A 15,102-nucleotide genomic window follows, 5' to 3' on the forward strand; every position below is an offset into this window, starting at 1 on the left:
TTATTTGCATAGAACCTGTGACACACAATGATCTAAACATTGATGAGTCATGTTAATAGGGTTTAACTAATATGTAATCTAGGCTAATCAGACCGAAGGACCTTTGTTTAGTTCCATATGCATATTAATCACCCCTTCTTCTATATCTCTTTCTGTAGAGAAGCCTAATTTTTTGGCTAATGTTGCCATGCCTCGATTGCTTAACATGGTCATTCCTGCAAGGTATTTGGTTCCTTTTGTTGTTTGATAACTAATCAATTTACTGAGTAAAACTTTGCCTAACCCTAATCCTTGCATCTCAGAGCTAACCACCATTCCAAATTCAGCTTCGGTATTGTCAGGGTCAGTGGAAGCGCGGATCACTGCTAACGTTTCTTGCTCTTCAGCCCCGACTAAACGCACCGCAATAAAAGCCATTTCTCGTTGATAATCTATTTGCGTTAACATCGCCATCTCTTCGTGAGTCATTGAGCCTCGTTGTGAGAAATAACGTTTATATCTATCTTCTTTGGTTAATCCATCATCAAAAGTTTTATGCCTGACTTCATCTTCAGCTTTAATCGGACGAATTAATACCTTCTGACCATCTTTGAGCGTGACTATCTCTTCTAATTGTTTGGGATAAGGGCTAATAGCAAAGCGATTAACTGAATTATCGCGACTGTTAGCATTAGTGCGTGATAGTTTGACTTGGCTGTCAACGATGATCACATCACTACCGGAAACTAATACCGGATTTAAATCTAAATCGTTAATTTCAGGGTTGTCCAACAACATTTGCGAGATCTGCGTCAGCATTAAACATACCGCTTGCATATCAAAGTCCCTAGCATGTTGCTTAACTTTGATTTTTTTATCTTTAATACCTTGAATCACTAGGTAGCGTGCGAGCGCCATATTTAATGGGGGTAAGGCAACCACGGCATTCTCTAAAGTGGTTTGTAAGTCGCGTGCATCGCTGTCTTGGGAAATGGCAATAACAGGGCCAAAAATAGCATCTTGCTTGATCATGACTCGCAGCTCTAACGCTAATCCTGACGCAACCATTTTCTGCAGTGTAAAACCATTTAATCGTACATCAGGCAAAGCGGTCTTAATACGTAATTTAATAGAATTTAAAGCAGAGTCTAATTCTCTGGCATTATTAATGTTTAACATCACGCCATGCACTTGTGACTTATATTGAATATCAGGCGAATTAATTTTAACTGCCAACGGATAACCAATAACTTTGGCTTTTTCGATAGCGTCTTCAATATCTTTAGCGATAGCGGTATCAATAGTATTAAGATGATAAGCATCTAATAAAGGTTTAGTCGCATAAGTATCCAATTTAACGTTTTGTGGCAATGCTTGTCGATCATGATCAGAAAATTCACAAGTGGCTTGCAGTTCAAAACGCTGTTTAATGTACTCGGCTGCGATATCTGCCTCGTAAATTAAATGATCAGGCAATGTCGTCGGAGTCTCCATTAATAACTTCTTATTTCGACGATATTGTACTAAGTGCATAAATGCGGTGATCGCACCATTAGGAGTACGAAATGTCGGAATTTTTGCATTAGCAAACATTTGTCGCGCCGGTTTAGCAGCTTCTTCTCCGGTCCAGTTGGTCAAAATATTAATCTGTTTTCGTTTTGGATGCTGCTTAATCACATCAATAATCGCTTGAGCTGTCTCTTCACTATCAGATAAAGCAGAAGGTGAATGCATGATCAGTACCGCATCTACTTTATCATTATCCATTAAATGCCCTAATGCCGTAGCATATCGCTTCGGATCTGCATCACCAATCATATCAATGGGATTATTATGCGACCAATTTACTGGCAAACAAGCATTTAATTTATCCATCACAGAGTTATCTAGTTCAGCTAACCGCCCGCCTTCTTCCACTAAATTATCTACGGCTAAAACGCCTAAACCTCCCCCATTACTAATAATGGCAAGCCGTTCACCATGTAAATAATTGGAATAGGCAAGTGTCTCTACTGCTGCAAATAGTTCGTGTAAGTCATGTACTCTTAGCATACCGGCACGCTTAATTGCCGCATCATAAACGCTATCATGACCAAAATCACCGCGGCTGTGCAACGCCGCTGCTTTAGCGCCAAGTACTGAACTCCCTGATTTAATCACCAATACCGTTTTATGTTGTGCAATAGCACGTGCTGCAGAGATAAAATCGCGCGCATTATCAATATTATCGATATACAGCAAAATAGATTGAGTTTTAGGGTCTCGCGCTAAATAGTCTAGCAATTCAGCAAAGGAGATGTCTTGCGCATCACCTAACGAAATAAAGGCAGAAAAACCGATCCCCTTGCTGGTTGCCCAATCTAATACCGTGGTACAAACCGCCGCAGATTGAGAAATAAAAGCAATATTTCCCGGTAACGCATTACAGTGCGCTAAACTAGCATTCACTAAATTGTGTGGGTTAATAATACCTAAGCTACTCATGCCTAGCAGACGAATTTTATGTGTTGCAGCAATATCGTAAATACGATTAGAAACCGCATGGTCGCTTTCAGTTGTCACAATAATTGCTGAGTGGCAGCCTTTTTCGGCTAAGGCTTCTAATATGTCAGGAATACGAAATTCATTAGTACAAATAACCGCTAAATCCGGCACAATCGGCAAATCGCTCACCTGCTTATAAGCAAGTACCCCATGTACCGAAGTATATTTAGGCGTTACAGGCATAATAGGCCCGTTAAAGCCTGCAGCTAATAAGTTATTCATCACTAAATAACCCGCTCGCTTAACATTAATAGATGCCCCGATAACGGTGATCGACTGCGGATTGAAGAAGTGTTTAAGTAACTGCAAACTCATAGAAAACTCGCCTCATATAAACATTAAAAATAATTGCTACTTGTTATCATTCACGACCCACAAATCACCAGCCTAAGAATAAACTGATTCTGAGCATAAAAGTAAAAATCTAACCGCTATAAGTTTACCCTTTCAAAGGAATCCTGCTGTGTTTTTTAAATAAAATCAGAGCCATATCATTTAAATATTTTACGAATTCATTTGCTCACTCAGAGTACTAGGCTTACACTCGCCCTTTTGCCCAGTTCGGAGTGATTTGTGCCTTTTATTATTGAATCTAAAAAAATTATTAAACTCAGCTTTCCGATATTTATTGCACAGTTTGCACAAACAGCAATGGGCTTTGTAGATACGGTAATGGCAGGTGGTGTAAGCTCAACAGATATGGCAGCAGTAGCCATCGCATCGAGCATTTGGCTTCCTTGTATTCTGTTTGGAGTAGGCGTTTTAATGGCCATTGTGCCTTTAACCGCACAAGCACATGGTGCAAACGATCTGCTACAAATCCCTAAAACTGGACAACAAGGTTTATACCTGGCTTTATTATTATCTATTCCGATAGCGGTGATCTTATTTAACGCCGGCTTATTAATGAATATAATGGATATTCACGATTTATTGGCGTCGATAACCGTACAGTATTTGTATGCCATGATTTTTGCTATACCTGCTTTTTTGCTGTTTCAGGCTTTGCGCAATTACATCGAAGGTTTATCACTGACCAAACCGGCAATGGTGATTGGATTTTTAGGTCTAATAGCAAATATTCCACTTAACTGGATGTTTGTTTACGGTGAATTCGGTGCGCCAGCTTTAGGGGGGGCTGGTTGTGGAGTCGCCACAGCAATTGTGTATTGGTTGATGGCGTTTGCATTAGCGGGTTATGCTTTTTATACAAGAAAATTAAAGCATTACCCTCTGTTTAAACAATTTACAAAACCCGACTTCAGACATCTATTGTCGATTAGTAAATTAGGATTACCTGTAGCCGTTGCTATGTTCTTTGAGGTCACCATCTTTGCCGCAATAGCAGTCTTAATTGCGCCATTAGGTGCTAATATTGTTGCTTCACATCAAATTGCGATTAACTTCTCTTCAATGGTCTTTATGTTACCAATGAGTATCGCTAATGCGGTCAGTATTCGTGTTGGTTTTAACCTCGGCCAAAAAAGAAATGATGAGGCGAAACAAGCTAGCTATGCAGGACTTGCTATTGGTTTAGGCTTGTCAGTAATAACAGCACTATCCACAGTTATTTTCAAAGAAAACATTGCCTTATTATATTCAGATAACCGAGCAGTTATCGACCTAGCTATTACCCTAATTCTTTTCTCTGCGATTTACCAATGTGTTGATTCGATACAAGTGGTGGCAGCAGGTGCATTGCGTGGTTACAAGGAAATGACAGCTATTTTCACACGGACTTTCATCTCTTACTGGGTAGTTGGATTACCACTGGGTTATATCTTAGGCATGACCGACTTATTAGTTTCGCCGCTTGGAGCCAAAGGGTTTTGGATAGGTATTACGGTTGGTTTAACCGTAGCAGCGATCTTATTAGGCCAGCGTCTGTATACGGTGCAAAAACACCGTTTTGCCTAATGACTCGAATAATAATGGTTAGCTTTAAAGGTGAAACACTGCAGCGATAGCGATAGCCATCATTATAGTTATAGTTAGTCAGGGAATGACCAAATAACAGGCATTGATAAATAGTACTTTAATCAATGCCTGTACTTGTTAAATCACGTATCAATATGGTTTAAGGTTTAAATGTACTTAATGTTTAAACGGACTTAATGCTTAAATGGGCTCAGCCCTTTAAATAACTGCCATGTCATCCTATAGACTAATAAACATAATAATAACAAACTGGCAAAGATAATCCCTATCACAGACAGCGTTGATAATAGATTCAATCCCCCTGTTAAACCAGAGTCCCATTCACCACCTAAATATTGATACCCCCCTTGTCCTATTAGATAAAAGACCAAAAAAAGGAGCAAGCCGCTCCATGCCCCTTTTAGGTCTTCCTTTGAAGGAGATAAATGTAAGCTGATCGCGGCACATAAATAAGCCCAAGTTACAACATGATAAGGAGAGGCTAAATAAGCGTTTTTAAAGAAGTAAAAAAGATCACCACTTAAAGCAAGCAACGAATGCCAATGAAGGGAATATAAGTCGTTCAGAAGTGTGTTTTGAATGATAAGCAATAAAGAATCGCTATCCTTTAATAATAACAATGTTAACAAATAAATACAGCCTAGCCCGCCGAATAGAGGTGCAATACCGATCAGGAAGTTGCCCAACACTTTCCATAGTTGACGGTTATCGTAGCAGTGTGTCACATAACCTAATGTGCCACGTCGGTCAGGGTTAAATAAAACAATCCGCTGAATCTTATGGCCAAATAAAACACAACACAATGCATGAGACAACTCATGAACAGGCGTACCAATCCAAGCGCTGATGTAGATAAGGCGTCCGCTTAACATGTTATTTGCCAGTACCAACACCCATTTTTGCAAAAGAAATAGGATCCCGACCAACACAAAAAACATTCCCAAATGACCACACAAGGCTGCTAACTGAGCCACAGACCAAGATACCCACTGAAGTGATAGACTATTTATAACATCTAGAAATGCTGCCATTTAATCGAGCCTAATGATAAGTTTGATCACTTTTTAACGCTATATTTGCTAAGAGTCTAACTGATAAGCTTTGATTCTCGCTACTAAAAAGTCAATAGCGGCTTTCAACTTAGGCACTTGATAACGTTGTTTCTGATACAGCAAATAAATGCCTAAATTTGGGCTCTGTGTAATGGTCAAAGTCGGGGTTATTGAGAGTTCAATTAACTCACCAGAGTGCAAATAATGCGCTAGTGCCCAGCGTGGCATCATTAAAATACCTTTGCCCGCAATCGCTTTTTTCAATAACCAAGGGCCATTATTAGAAATTAACACAGGCGCAGCCGAGACATCCTGCCATTGCCCATTTATTTCGCATAACCAAGGAGTGGGGCCAACGGGTGTTTTAAAATATAATCCATGATGTTGCTGCAAACTCAATGCATCAGTGGGATAACCAAAACGTTCGATATAGTTTGTAGAAGCCACTGCAATAAATTCATTATTCATTAATTTAATGGCAACCACTCGCTCATCTGGCGCATAACCACCTCGAATAGCTAAATCCACCTCATCGCGAGCGAGGGTACTTAATTCATCACTTAAATTTACATTCAAAGTTATTTGCGGATATAAACTTGAAAACTCATCTAATAATGGTAATAAAATTTGTTCGCCAAAGCCAACTGTTGAAGTGATGTTTAACACCCCCATTGGAGTGGTTTGATAAGAACGCACAGATTCATCAGTTATTTCCAACGACTTTAAAATATCACTGACTTGATGGTAATAACGTTGTCCAATTTCAGTCAGTGTCACCACACGTGTTGAACGTTTTAATAATGTAGCCCCCAAACTTTTCTCTAAATCCGCAATGCGTCTAGATAAAGAGGAAGGAGGGACAGAAAATAGCGTCGCGGCTTTAGTAAAGCTTCCCGTTTCAACAACTTGAACAAAATATTTAAGGGCTCGTAGTTGATCCATGGTATTCCTTATCACAAAAATATTTGAAACAAAGCGGGCAACATAGCATAAAGAGGCAATGTTACTGCGTTTTATTATTGTCATAAAGACAATAGTAAATACTAAATTGGCTACTATATCTTACCGTTTAAAATTGCCATAATTATTTCACGTTTTACGTTCAATCTTTATTAAAAGGAACAAACAATGACAACATTTACCGCTATTAACTTAATTAAACGCCCTCAAAGTGGTGTAATTGATTCATCAATATTTGACGTTGTAGAAAAACAGATCCCAACGATTGCACCGGGACAGGTTTTGGTTAAACAAAATTACATGTCATTAGATCCTGCTATGTTTGGTTGGATGAGCTCAGATACAAATAGTTATATTCCTCCCGTTGCATTGGGCGATGTTATGCGTAGTTCTGGTATTGGCGAAGTCACTGTTAGCAACCATCCAGATTTTGTTGTTGGTGACCGTGTGATGGGCATGATGGGTTGGCAAGAATATTTTGTCAGTGATGGTGAAGGTCTCAATAAAGTAACCGCACCTTTGCCTGATGAGAGCATTCTCTCTGTTTTTGCATTACCTGGTTTAACTGCTGTACAAGGCTTATTTAATGTCGGTAAACCGAAAAAAGGTGAAACATTAATTGTGACAGGCGCTGCCGGTTCAGTAGGCTCTATTGTCGGTCAACTTGCTAAAGCAGAAGGTTTGCGTGTCATTGGTGTTGTAGGTAGCCAAGAAAAAGCAGACTGGATAATCAATGAATTAGGCTTTGATGCAGCAATCAATTATAAAACGGATGATTTGGATGCACAATTAGCCGCAGCGGCACCTGACGGTATCGACTTATTCTTTGAAAATACCGGCGGCCCTATTCAACACTTAATCTTTGACCGTATTAATGCGCATGGCCGTGTGGTGGTATGTGGTTTAATTGCAGATTATCATAATGAAGTGCCTGCAGCCGGTCCAAGTTGGTTAAATATCATTAAGCGCCGTATTACTGTCCAAGGTTTTACTATGCCGGATCACTTCCATCAAGTACCAGAGTTATTAGAAAAATTAACCCCTTACGTGATGGCAGGAAAAATTAAACACCGCACACATTTATTGAATGGATTAACTTCTGCCATTGATGGTTTAAATCTTTTCAGCACCGGAGCAAATAAAGGCAAGTTGATTGTTAAATTATAAAATGAGCGTCTTTGATTGTGTGTTAAGGGTTGAATATTAGCCCTTGACGGCTAATCACCCTAGCCCAAGTCGAAACTCATCAGATTCGCCGTACACTTTGCATGTGCGGCTTTTTATTTGTATTGTTCTAGCAAATAGTTAATTAACTCAACTTAAACCATTAAACTAAATAGGAATAATGATGACTCGCAATACTATATTATTTGATATCAATGAAACCGTGCTTAATTTAGATTTATTAAAACCTAAGTTTGCTCAAGCCTTTGGCGATGATTCAGTCAGTTCCCTTTGGTTTGCAACACTGTTGCATTCTTCAACGGTTGCTGCAGTAACGGGACTAAAAACAGGCTTTGCTGCCTTAGCGGCAGATATTTTAGATATCGTCGCAGCCCGCAAAGGCGTGACTTTATGCGCGGATGATCGAGATAGTATCCTAGCTACTTTTGCAAGTTTGCCAGCCCATGAGGACATAAAATCTGCATTAACACATTTACGAGAGAATGGTTATCGTACGATTGCTTTTTCAAACTCTTCATTAGCATTAATTAACAAGCAAATACAAAACGCTGGGTTAATTGATTATTTTGATGAAGTCGTTTCAGTTGAAGAAACCGGTAGCTTTAAGCCAGATCCTAAAGTTTATCAATTTGTAGCAGATCATTTAGGTCAGCCTATTTCAGCACTTCGTTTAGTTGCTACACATGATTGGGATACGCATGGCGCGATGTCAGCCGGAATGCTTGCCGCTTATATCGATCGTTCTGGTGCCCCCTATCACCCGCAATATTTGAAACCAGTCATTGATGCCACCAATATGAATGATGTGGTTGAGCAGATAATCAGTGAAGACAGCGATAGAAGACAACGATAGTAAACAATGATAATAGACAATCAGAGGCAGGCACCATAAACAGATAACCATAGTAAAAAGCGATAAAAGCAATTAATAAATAGCCTTTAAATATTGTTTTTTTATCTATCCTTGTTAAAAACCACCTGTTCATATTTAACTAAACTGGTGGTTTTATATTTCAATGATGCTATTGCAAATACTCAATGCACTTTAACAGCAAGAGTGGTTATATATACATTTTTTTAAAGCAGCTAATTTAAAATGAAAAACAACGTGCCTACTGTCATTCCACCCATTACATAATTAAAGCGTTTTTTTCGTTTTGGTGTAGTTAATAGTTGAGAAATGGTTACACCAAGATAAGCCCAAAGGCTAATCGCAACAAAACCAGTGATCGCAAAACAGAACATGATCCATAACCCAGACTCAATATACTGTTCCCCTGCAATCGTAAAGCTACTGATACTACCAACACACATTGCCCAAGCTTTCGGGTTTACAAACTGAAAGCAGGATGCTGAAAACAGACTCATTGGTTGACTCTCAGTATGTTGGCCTTCAACCTGTAAAGGAGATAACGTTGTAACCTCAGTAGATGCCGTTGTTACTTTCCAGGCTAGCCAAAATAAATACAATGAACCGACAACTTTTAATGCTTGATATAACTCAGGATAACGCTCAAACACAACACCAAAGCCTAATAGTATAGATGCTAATAAACAGGCAATACCGATCACAATACCAAAAATATGTGGCAAGGTTTTTTGGTAACCAAATTGAGCGCCAGAGGCAAGTAACATTACATTGTTAGGTCCGGGCGTTACTGACATAACAAATGCAAAGATGGCAATAGCCATCAATAATGATAAATCCATATTAGCCTCCCTTTAGCAGATTGCGGAAATGACTAACAGCAAGATTAAGCAAGTTATTTTTATTTAATTCATGTGTGATCTCTGCTTTGGTTCTGCCTATATCCTGAAGTATAAAATCAGGCAATTTTTGCAATTGTTGACGTGTTTTATAAAGTCTCATCATCGCCCCCATTTTATTTATTTTTTTTTGCATGCCCATTCTCCTTAACAATTACTGTGAATGATCATTGTAAACAAGCCGACAACTCAATACAGATTCAAATAAAATAACTTTGTAGATACAGATAGCCAATACAAATGACTGTATGGCGCACAAAAGAACAAACTGTATGGTGATAAATTCATATTGACAGGTATATTAATACAGATAAAAACATCATAACTGCAACAGTGCGTTTTCATTAAATCAGAAACAACAAGTTGAATTTAGAGTTTCAGCACTTAATGATTGAGGTAGATATTAATAGGAAAGCAAGGATAGCATGAAATTATACGATAAAGTCGCAAAGGGTTTACGTGAAAATATTCACAATGGTTTATTTGTAGCGGGAGATAAATTGCCCTCAATTCGGCAACTGGTTACAGAGCATTGCGTCAGCATTTCAACCGTGCAACAAGCTTATCATCAACTTGAGATGGAAAACTTAATTGAAGCCCGCCCTAAGTCTGGTTATTTTGTTGCCTATAAACCCATTGCAGCCACTCTACCAGTGACCTCTCGTCCAGCCCAAAGACCAATCGAAGTATCACAATGGCAACAAGTCCTAGAAGTACTGCTTGCCAAAGAAAATGTTTCAACGGTACAACTGCAACATGCAATGCCTAATATGACAGTGCCCAGTTTGGCCCCACTGTTAAAAAAGATGACATCACTAATGCGTCATCAAGCGTCACTGAGTTTACCCTATGGTAATATTGAAGGCTCATTAGTGTTAAGAGAGCAAATAGCTAAGCTCGCTGCTCATTCGGGCTGTGTATTGCACCCGGATGATCTAGTGATCACATCCGGTTGCCAAGAAGGTTTATCGGTTTGTTTACGATCCGTTACTGAACCTGGTGATGTTGTTGCCGTTGAATCACCGAGTTTTTATGGTTCAATGCAAGCCATTAAAACCGCCAACTTAAAAGCTATCGAGATCCCAACTAATGCTGAAAATGGATTAAGTTTAGAAGCCTTAGAACTTGCACTAGAGCAGTGGCCAATCAAATCTATTTTAGTGACCCCTACGTGCAATAACCCAATGGGTTACAGTATGCCTGAAGCAGCGAAAAAACGCCTTTATCAGCTCGCTCAGAGTTATGATATTACCATCATCGAAGATGATATTTATGGTGATATAAGTTACCAATCTCCCCGTCCTAAAAGTATCAAATCATTTGATGAAGATGGCCGTGTTTTATTGTGTAGCTCATTTTCTAAAACCGTTGCTCCAGGGATTCGTGTCGGATGGATCGCGCCTGGCCGCTACCGAGATAAAGTGACCCACGTAAAATATGTAAGCAGTTCAATGTGCCCAACTTTACCGCAATTGGCGATAGCAGATTTCATTAAAAGTGGAGGTTATGAACGACATACGAGAAAAGTACGGTTATTGTATAAACAAGGACGAGATCATCTTATCAAATGCATCAAACAACACTTTCCTAGTGATACGCGTATCAGCTTTCCGAAGGGAGGTTATATCTTGTGGGTAGAGTTGAACAAACGCTATGACGCAGTAAAACTATCGACACAATGTAAACAAGGTAACGTCAGTATTGCACCTGGCATTTTATTCTCAGCTACTGGCAAATATCGGCATTGTATGCGTCTTAACTTTAGTGAAAAAACAGAAATAGAACGTGAACAAGGTATACAACAACTTGGCTTTTATATCGCGAAACAAGAACAGGATTAATACCCATTCCTCTAGATAGCTGATCACATACTTAATGAAATTGGTCAGCATACAACTTGTTCTTACAGGGTTAGCATGATTAGTTTTTTGATTTTAACTAATTTACAGTTATCATAACGCGATAATTAATATCGCTTAACATTCATAATGGTTAATTTCCCAAAAACTGGGTAACAGCTATACCCGTTATACCTTAAATGTACTTTTACCGCTTGAGGCACCACTCGTTAATGGCCAACAACATCCAAAACATCAAACAAAGCTATGACCATCAAGGTTACTTTGTGATGCGTAACTATTTTAATGAAGCTGAAATAAGTGCATTGAGAGAAGTGATATTGACCTTTCATAATGCATGGAAGCAGGCCAATAAAAGGTTCTACCAAGAAGAGGCATTTAATTCTTCACTGATTACGGGGAGTGAATATTTAAATGATGATGATCGTGTTTCTCTATTTAATTTTATTAGCTCAAATAAAGTAATGGATATGGTTAATACGGTGCTCCCTAATCACCCTGCTTTTATGAATACGCAATTATTCTTTAATCCATACAATCAGCAACAAGAGAACTTTTGGCATCGAGATTGCCAATACGATCACGACCTCGTAGGTCAACAAAAAGCAATTCAAGAAACACAAGTATTACATCTTCGCGTGCCACTATTTGACGAACCAGGCATGGAGCTTGTACCTGGTTCTCACAAACGCTGGGATAGTACTGAAGAGTTGGATGTTCGACTCGCACGTAAACGAAAATTTAGCAGTGATAGTTTATCGACGGGTAAACAAATTGAATTAGCAGCAGGTGATCTATTAGTATTCTCAGCGGATATGATCCATCGTGGTATATACGGTTTAGATCGATTAGCTTTTGATATTTTAGTGTTTGATTCAACAGGCGATTTTGTAGATTATGTTGATGATGACTGTTTGCCCAATGAACAGATGTTAAAACACATAAGTAACCCTAGTTTATTTAACAATACCCTAAGGCTAAAAGCGTTACAGTTAGCCAATCACAGCGGCCAAGTTCTGGTTTAAAAAGCATACTTAAGATCTCAGGGGCTGGATAAGAAAACAACTCCCCCCCAATTTAATGACTTATGATTTATAACTTATGACTTAACCAATAAAAGTAAAGTCTATTTAGTTAACAGCTTAAAATAACTATGATCATTGGTTAGTTAAATTGTGGAAATTTTCACCTGAAGAGAGGACTCATGTGCAATTACAAACACAATTTACGGGATAAGTTGCCTATCCTGATCATAAAGGTGTCGATGTCACCCCACTTTACAAAGATAATCATGAAGAAGTAAGTTTAATGCATTTTTCGCCTCTTAGTGAAATCAGTATGAAGATTCCGGGAGGCGCAGAGTTACTGGTACTAGCAGGCTCATTATCAGAGCAAAACGATAAATTAATAAAATACAGTTGGTTACGGATACCTGTATCGGCCAATCAATGTTTAACATAAAATAATAAAATCGCCTTTAATATGTCAAGATAACCACTACCCATTAACATATCAAAATAACCACTACCCATTAACATATCAAAATAACCACTGCCCTTTAGCATGTCAAAATAACCACTGAACGTGGCGCTGCTAAGTAACTGTCCTTGAACCAGTGCTTTTTATCTCCTTCAATATGTATGTCATTTCCGTCCGACAAAGAGGTATCCACTGCACGTAACCATTTACCATGTCGAGCTTTCGGTAATTCAAATTGTAATGCTTCCCAATAGGCATTAAAAATGACAAATGAAACTCCTCCACAATCTGGGTGTTGGCTTTCTAATGCAATAGAATGTGAATCTTCACCCCAGTTAGGCTTGTTAAGCTTGACTCCATGCCAGCTAATACGAGCCTGTGCAATAATGTCATGCAAAGAGTTACGCTTTGATTCATCAAAACAAACAAATTCCAACATATTGCGTTGATCAAGTAATGCTTTAGTGAAACGAAATTGTTCACTATTTTTTTCTAAGTCACCCCAATCCAGCCAAAAATCAATATTATCCTGGCAGTAACCATTGTTATTGCCTTTTTGTGTTCGTGCTATCTCGTCACCCATTAATAACATTGGGGTACCTAAAGAAAGTAGATTAATCACCATCATATTTTTCATTTGTTGATTACGTAATTTTAAAATATGAGGGTCAGTAGTGTGCCCTTCTACACCATGATTCCAACTAAAGTTATGGTCACAACCATCTCCATTATTCTCACCGTTTTCCTGATTATGTTTATCGTTATAGCTGACCAAATCAGCCAAGGTAAAACCGTCATGACAGGTAATAAAGTTAACCGATTTTGCCGGCTCAAGTGAGCGGTCGCCATAAATGTCCGGACTACCGATTAAACGTGCAACAAATTGCGTGATCATGCCATGGTCACCTTTGACAAAACGACGTACGTCATCACGGAAATGTCCATTCCATTCACGCCAACGCTGCCCTGCCAAACTGCCAACTTGATACAAACCACCAGCATCCCATGCTTCTGCAATTAATTTCACAGGGGCAAGTATTGGGTCAGTATCGATACTCCATAACGTCGGTGGGCTTAGCATTGGATGCCCTGATTCATCGCGCGATAAGATCGAGGCTAAATCAAATCTAAAACCATCAATATGCATTTTTTCAACCCAAAAATGCAAACTATCAATGATCATACGACGCACAACTGAATGGGTACCATTTAGGGTATTACCACAGCCACTAAAATTCATATAATGTTTCTTATCTTGCGATAAAATATAATAATCTGAACTGTCAAAACCTCTAAACGAATAGGTAGGGCCTTGTTTATCACCCTCTGCAGTATGGTTATAAACCACATCTAAAATAACTTCTATATCGGCGGCATGTAATGCTTTAACCATATCTCGAAACTCATTAATAGGACCGAGTAATGATTGGTCAGCACTATATTCACGGTGTACAGAAAATAAAGAGATAGGGCTATAACCCCAATAATTGACTAAACCAGCATGATGCTCACTAGGATCAAATTGATACACAGGCATTAACTCAACAGCAGTGATCCCAAGTTCTTTTAAATAAGGTATTTTTTCTATTATGCCCGCATAAGTACCCCGTTTATCATCGCCGACACCAGAGCTTGGATGACGAGTAAAACCACCTACATGCATTTCGTAAATTACCGTTTTGGCAAAAGTATGGCGTGGATGAAAATCCTCTCCCCAATCATAATCATCGATATCAACAACCACACCCTTTAGGCATTTATCGATATTGGATTGTTTCCCTAGCGCGGCATCTCGACAGAAATTTTTCCCACGCTCTACTAACAACGCATAGGGGTCAAGTAGTACTTTTTCAGGATAAAATTCATTTCTTCTAGAGGGTCTATAAGGCCCGTCCACACGAAAACCATATAATTGCCCTGCTTTCACACCTTTGACTGAAATATGCCAATAATAGGCGGTTCTGTTAGCGACATCAGAAAGTTTAAAAATATGAGAAGGTTTTTTTGCATCTTTATGATCGAAAAAAAGTAACTCAACTGTTTTAGCAAGGCGTGCATAGACACAAAAGTTTACACCTTCAGATGTAAATGTAACGCCTAATTTATCAGGAACACCATCACAAGTTAAAAACATATCTTTCTCCCAGATCTCACACCAATCTCAAATAACTTTACTACGTAAGCATGTTCCTTTGTTATCAATAAAGCAAAAAATAAAAAACAAAAATTAAGCACAGTGAACAAGTATTGAAGATGAGACTTGTTAGTCACATTACATTGATATGATTCAGAAAAATGAGGAAAATTATTATTTTTAAATAGCTAAAATAGGTGAAATA

General features: G+C 38.7%; 11 protein-coding genes. 5 read left to right on the forward strand and 6 right to left on the reverse strand.

What is annotated here, in order from left to right:
• Positions 1-87: 87 nt before the first annotated feature.
• Complete coding sequence (locus tag H5084_RS06350; RefSeq protein ID WP_182689919.1) at positions 88-2,838, reverse strand: bifunctional acetate--CoA ligase family protein/GNAT family N-acetyltransferase; 2,751 nt, start codon at positions 2,836-2,838, stop codon at positions 88-90.
• Between the two features lie 258 nt (positions 2,839-3,096).
• Here H5084_RS06350 and H5084_RS06355 point away from each other — a divergent pair, with 258 nt between their 5' ends.
• Positions 3,097-4,440: an MATE family efflux transporter gene (locus H5084_RS06355; RefSeq protein WP_182689920.1), complete on the forward strand. Its 1,344-nt coding sequence runs from the start codon at positions 3,097-3,099 to the stop codon at positions 4,438-4,440.
• Between the two features lie 194 nt (positions 4,441-4,634).
• On the opposite strand, the gene H5084_RS06360 is transcribed toward H5084_RS06355, so the two are convergent.
• Both H5084_RS06360 and H5084_RS06365 read right to left on the reverse strand, forming a co-directional pair.
• Entirely contained in the window at positions 4,635-5,492 is an 858-nt protein-coding gene (locus H5084_RS06360) for a M50 family metallopeptidase (protein ID WP_182689921.1), read from the reverse strand.
• 48 nt (positions 5,493-5,540) lie between these two features.
• On the reverse strand, positions 5,541-6,455 hold the full coding sequence (locus tag H5084_RS06365; RefSeq protein ID WP_182689922.1) for a LysR family transcriptional regulator: 915 nt from the start codon (positions 6,453-6,455) through the stop codon (positions 5,541-5,543).
• 186 nt (positions 6,456-6,641) lie between these two features.
• On the opposite strand from H5084_RS06365, the gene H5084_RS06370 reads away from it, so the two are divergent.
• Together H5084_RS06370 and H5084_RS06375 are read left to right on the forward strand one after the other, a co-directional pair.
• Positions 6,642-7,640: an NADP-dependent oxidoreductase gene (locus H5084_RS06370; protein ID WP_182689923.1), complete on the forward strand. Its 999-nt coding sequence runs from the start codon at positions 6,642-6,644 to the stop codon at positions 7,638-7,640.
• 181 nt (positions 7,641-7,821) lie between these two features.
• Positions 7,822-8,511: a haloacid dehalogenase type II gene (locus H5084_RS06375; protein ID WP_182689924.1), complete on the forward strand. Its 690-nt coding sequence runs from the start codon at positions 7,822-7,824 to the stop codon at positions 8,509-8,511.
• A gap of 233 nt (positions 8,512-8,744) precedes the next feature.
• On the opposite strand, the gene H5084_RS06380 is transcribed toward H5084_RS06375, so the two are convergent.
• Together H5084_RS06380 and H5084_RS06385 are read right to left on the reverse strand one after the other, a co-directional pair.
• The gene (locus tag H5084_RS06380; protein ID WP_182689925.1) at positions 8,745-9,368 is read right to left on the reverse strand and encodes a LysE family translocator; all 624 of its coding nucleotides are present in this window, start codon (positions 9,366-9,368) and stop codon (positions 8,745-8,747) included.
• A gap of 1 nt (position 9,369) precedes the next feature.
• On the reverse strand, positions 9,370-9,561 hold the full coding sequence (locus H5084_RS06385; protein ID WP_028867702.1) for a hypothetical protein: 192 nt from the start codon (positions 9,559-9,561) through the stop codon (positions 9,370-9,372).
• A gap of 289 nt (positions 9,562-9,850) precedes the next feature.
• On the opposite strand from H5084_RS06385, the gene H5084_RS06390 reads away from it, so the two are divergent.
• Together H5084_RS06390 and H5084_RS06395 are read left to right on the forward strand one after the other, a co-directional pair.
• Positions 9,851-11,266: a PLP-dependent aminotransferase family protein gene (locus H5084_RS06390; protein WP_182689926.1), complete on the forward strand. Its 1,416-nt coding sequence runs from the start codon at positions 9,851-9,853 to the stop codon at positions 11,264-11,266.
• 230 nt (positions 11,267-11,496) lie between these two features.
• Positions 11,497-12,309 carry a phytanoyl-CoA dioxygenase family protein gene (locus tag H5084_RS06395; RefSeq protein ID WP_182689927.1) on the forward strand — a complete coding sequence of 271 codons (813 nt, stop codon included), beginning with the start codon at positions 11,497-11,499 and terminating at the stop codon, positions 12,307-12,309.
• 533 nt (positions 12,310-12,842) lie between these two features.
• Here the strand turns inward: H5084_RS06395 and glgX are convergent.
• Positions 12,843-14,897, reverse strand: a complete 2,055-nt coding sequence (glgX, locus tag H5084_RS06400) for a glycogen debranching protein GlgX (RefSeq protein WP_182689928.1) — start codon at positions 14,895-14,897, stop codon at positions 12,843-12,845.
• Between the last annotated feature and the right edge of the window lie 205 nt (positions 14,898-15,102).

The sequence above is a fragment of the Psychromonas sp. SR45-3 genome (assembly GCF_014163575.1).
In the GTDB taxonomy this organism is placed as follows: Bacteria; Pseudomonadota; Gammaproteobacteria; order Enterobacterales; family Psychromonadaceae; genus Psychromonas; species Psychromonas arctica.

Bases quoted from the DNA above. Each gene is read 5' to 3' on its own strand.
- H5084_RS06370 (WP_182689923.1), top strand. From the start codon at position 6,642: ATGACAACATTTACCGCTATTAACTTAATTAAACGCCCTCAAAGTGGT.
- H5084_RS06375 (WP_182689924.1), top strand. From the start codon at position 7,822: ATGACTCGCAATACTATATTATTTGATATCAATGAAACCGTGCTTAAT.
- H5084_RS06365 (WP_182689922.1), bottom strand. From the start codon at position 6,455: ATGGATCAACTACGAGCCCTTAAATATTTTGTTCAAGTTGTTGAAACG.
- H5084_RS06360 (WP_182689921.1), bottom strand. From the start codon at position 5,492: ATGGCAGCATTTCTAGATGTTATAAATAGTCTATCACTTCAGTGGGTA.
- glgX (WP_182689928.1), bottom strand. From the start codon at position 14,897: ATGTTTTTAACTTGTGATGGTGTTCCTGATAAATTAGGCGTTACATTT.
- H5084_RS06385 (WP_028867702.1), bottom strand. From the start codon at position 9,561: ATGCAAAAAAAAATAAATAAAATGGGGGCGATGATGAGACTTTATAAA.
- H5084_RS06380 (WP_182689925.1), bottom strand. From the start codon at position 9,368: ATGGATTTATCATTATTGATGGCTATTGCCATCTTTGCATTTGTTATG.
- H5084_RS06350 (WP_182689919.1), bottom strand. From the start codon at position 2,838: ATGAGTTTGCAGTTACTTAAACACTTCTTCAATCCGCAGTCGATCACC.
- H5084_RS06390 (WP_182689926.1), top strand. From the start codon at position 9,851: ATGAAATTATACGATAAAGTCGCAAAGGGTTTACGTGAAAATATTCAC.
- H5084_RS06395 (WP_182689927.1), top strand. From the start codon at position 11,497: ATGGCCAACAACATCCAAAACATCAAACAAAGCTATGACCATCAAGGT.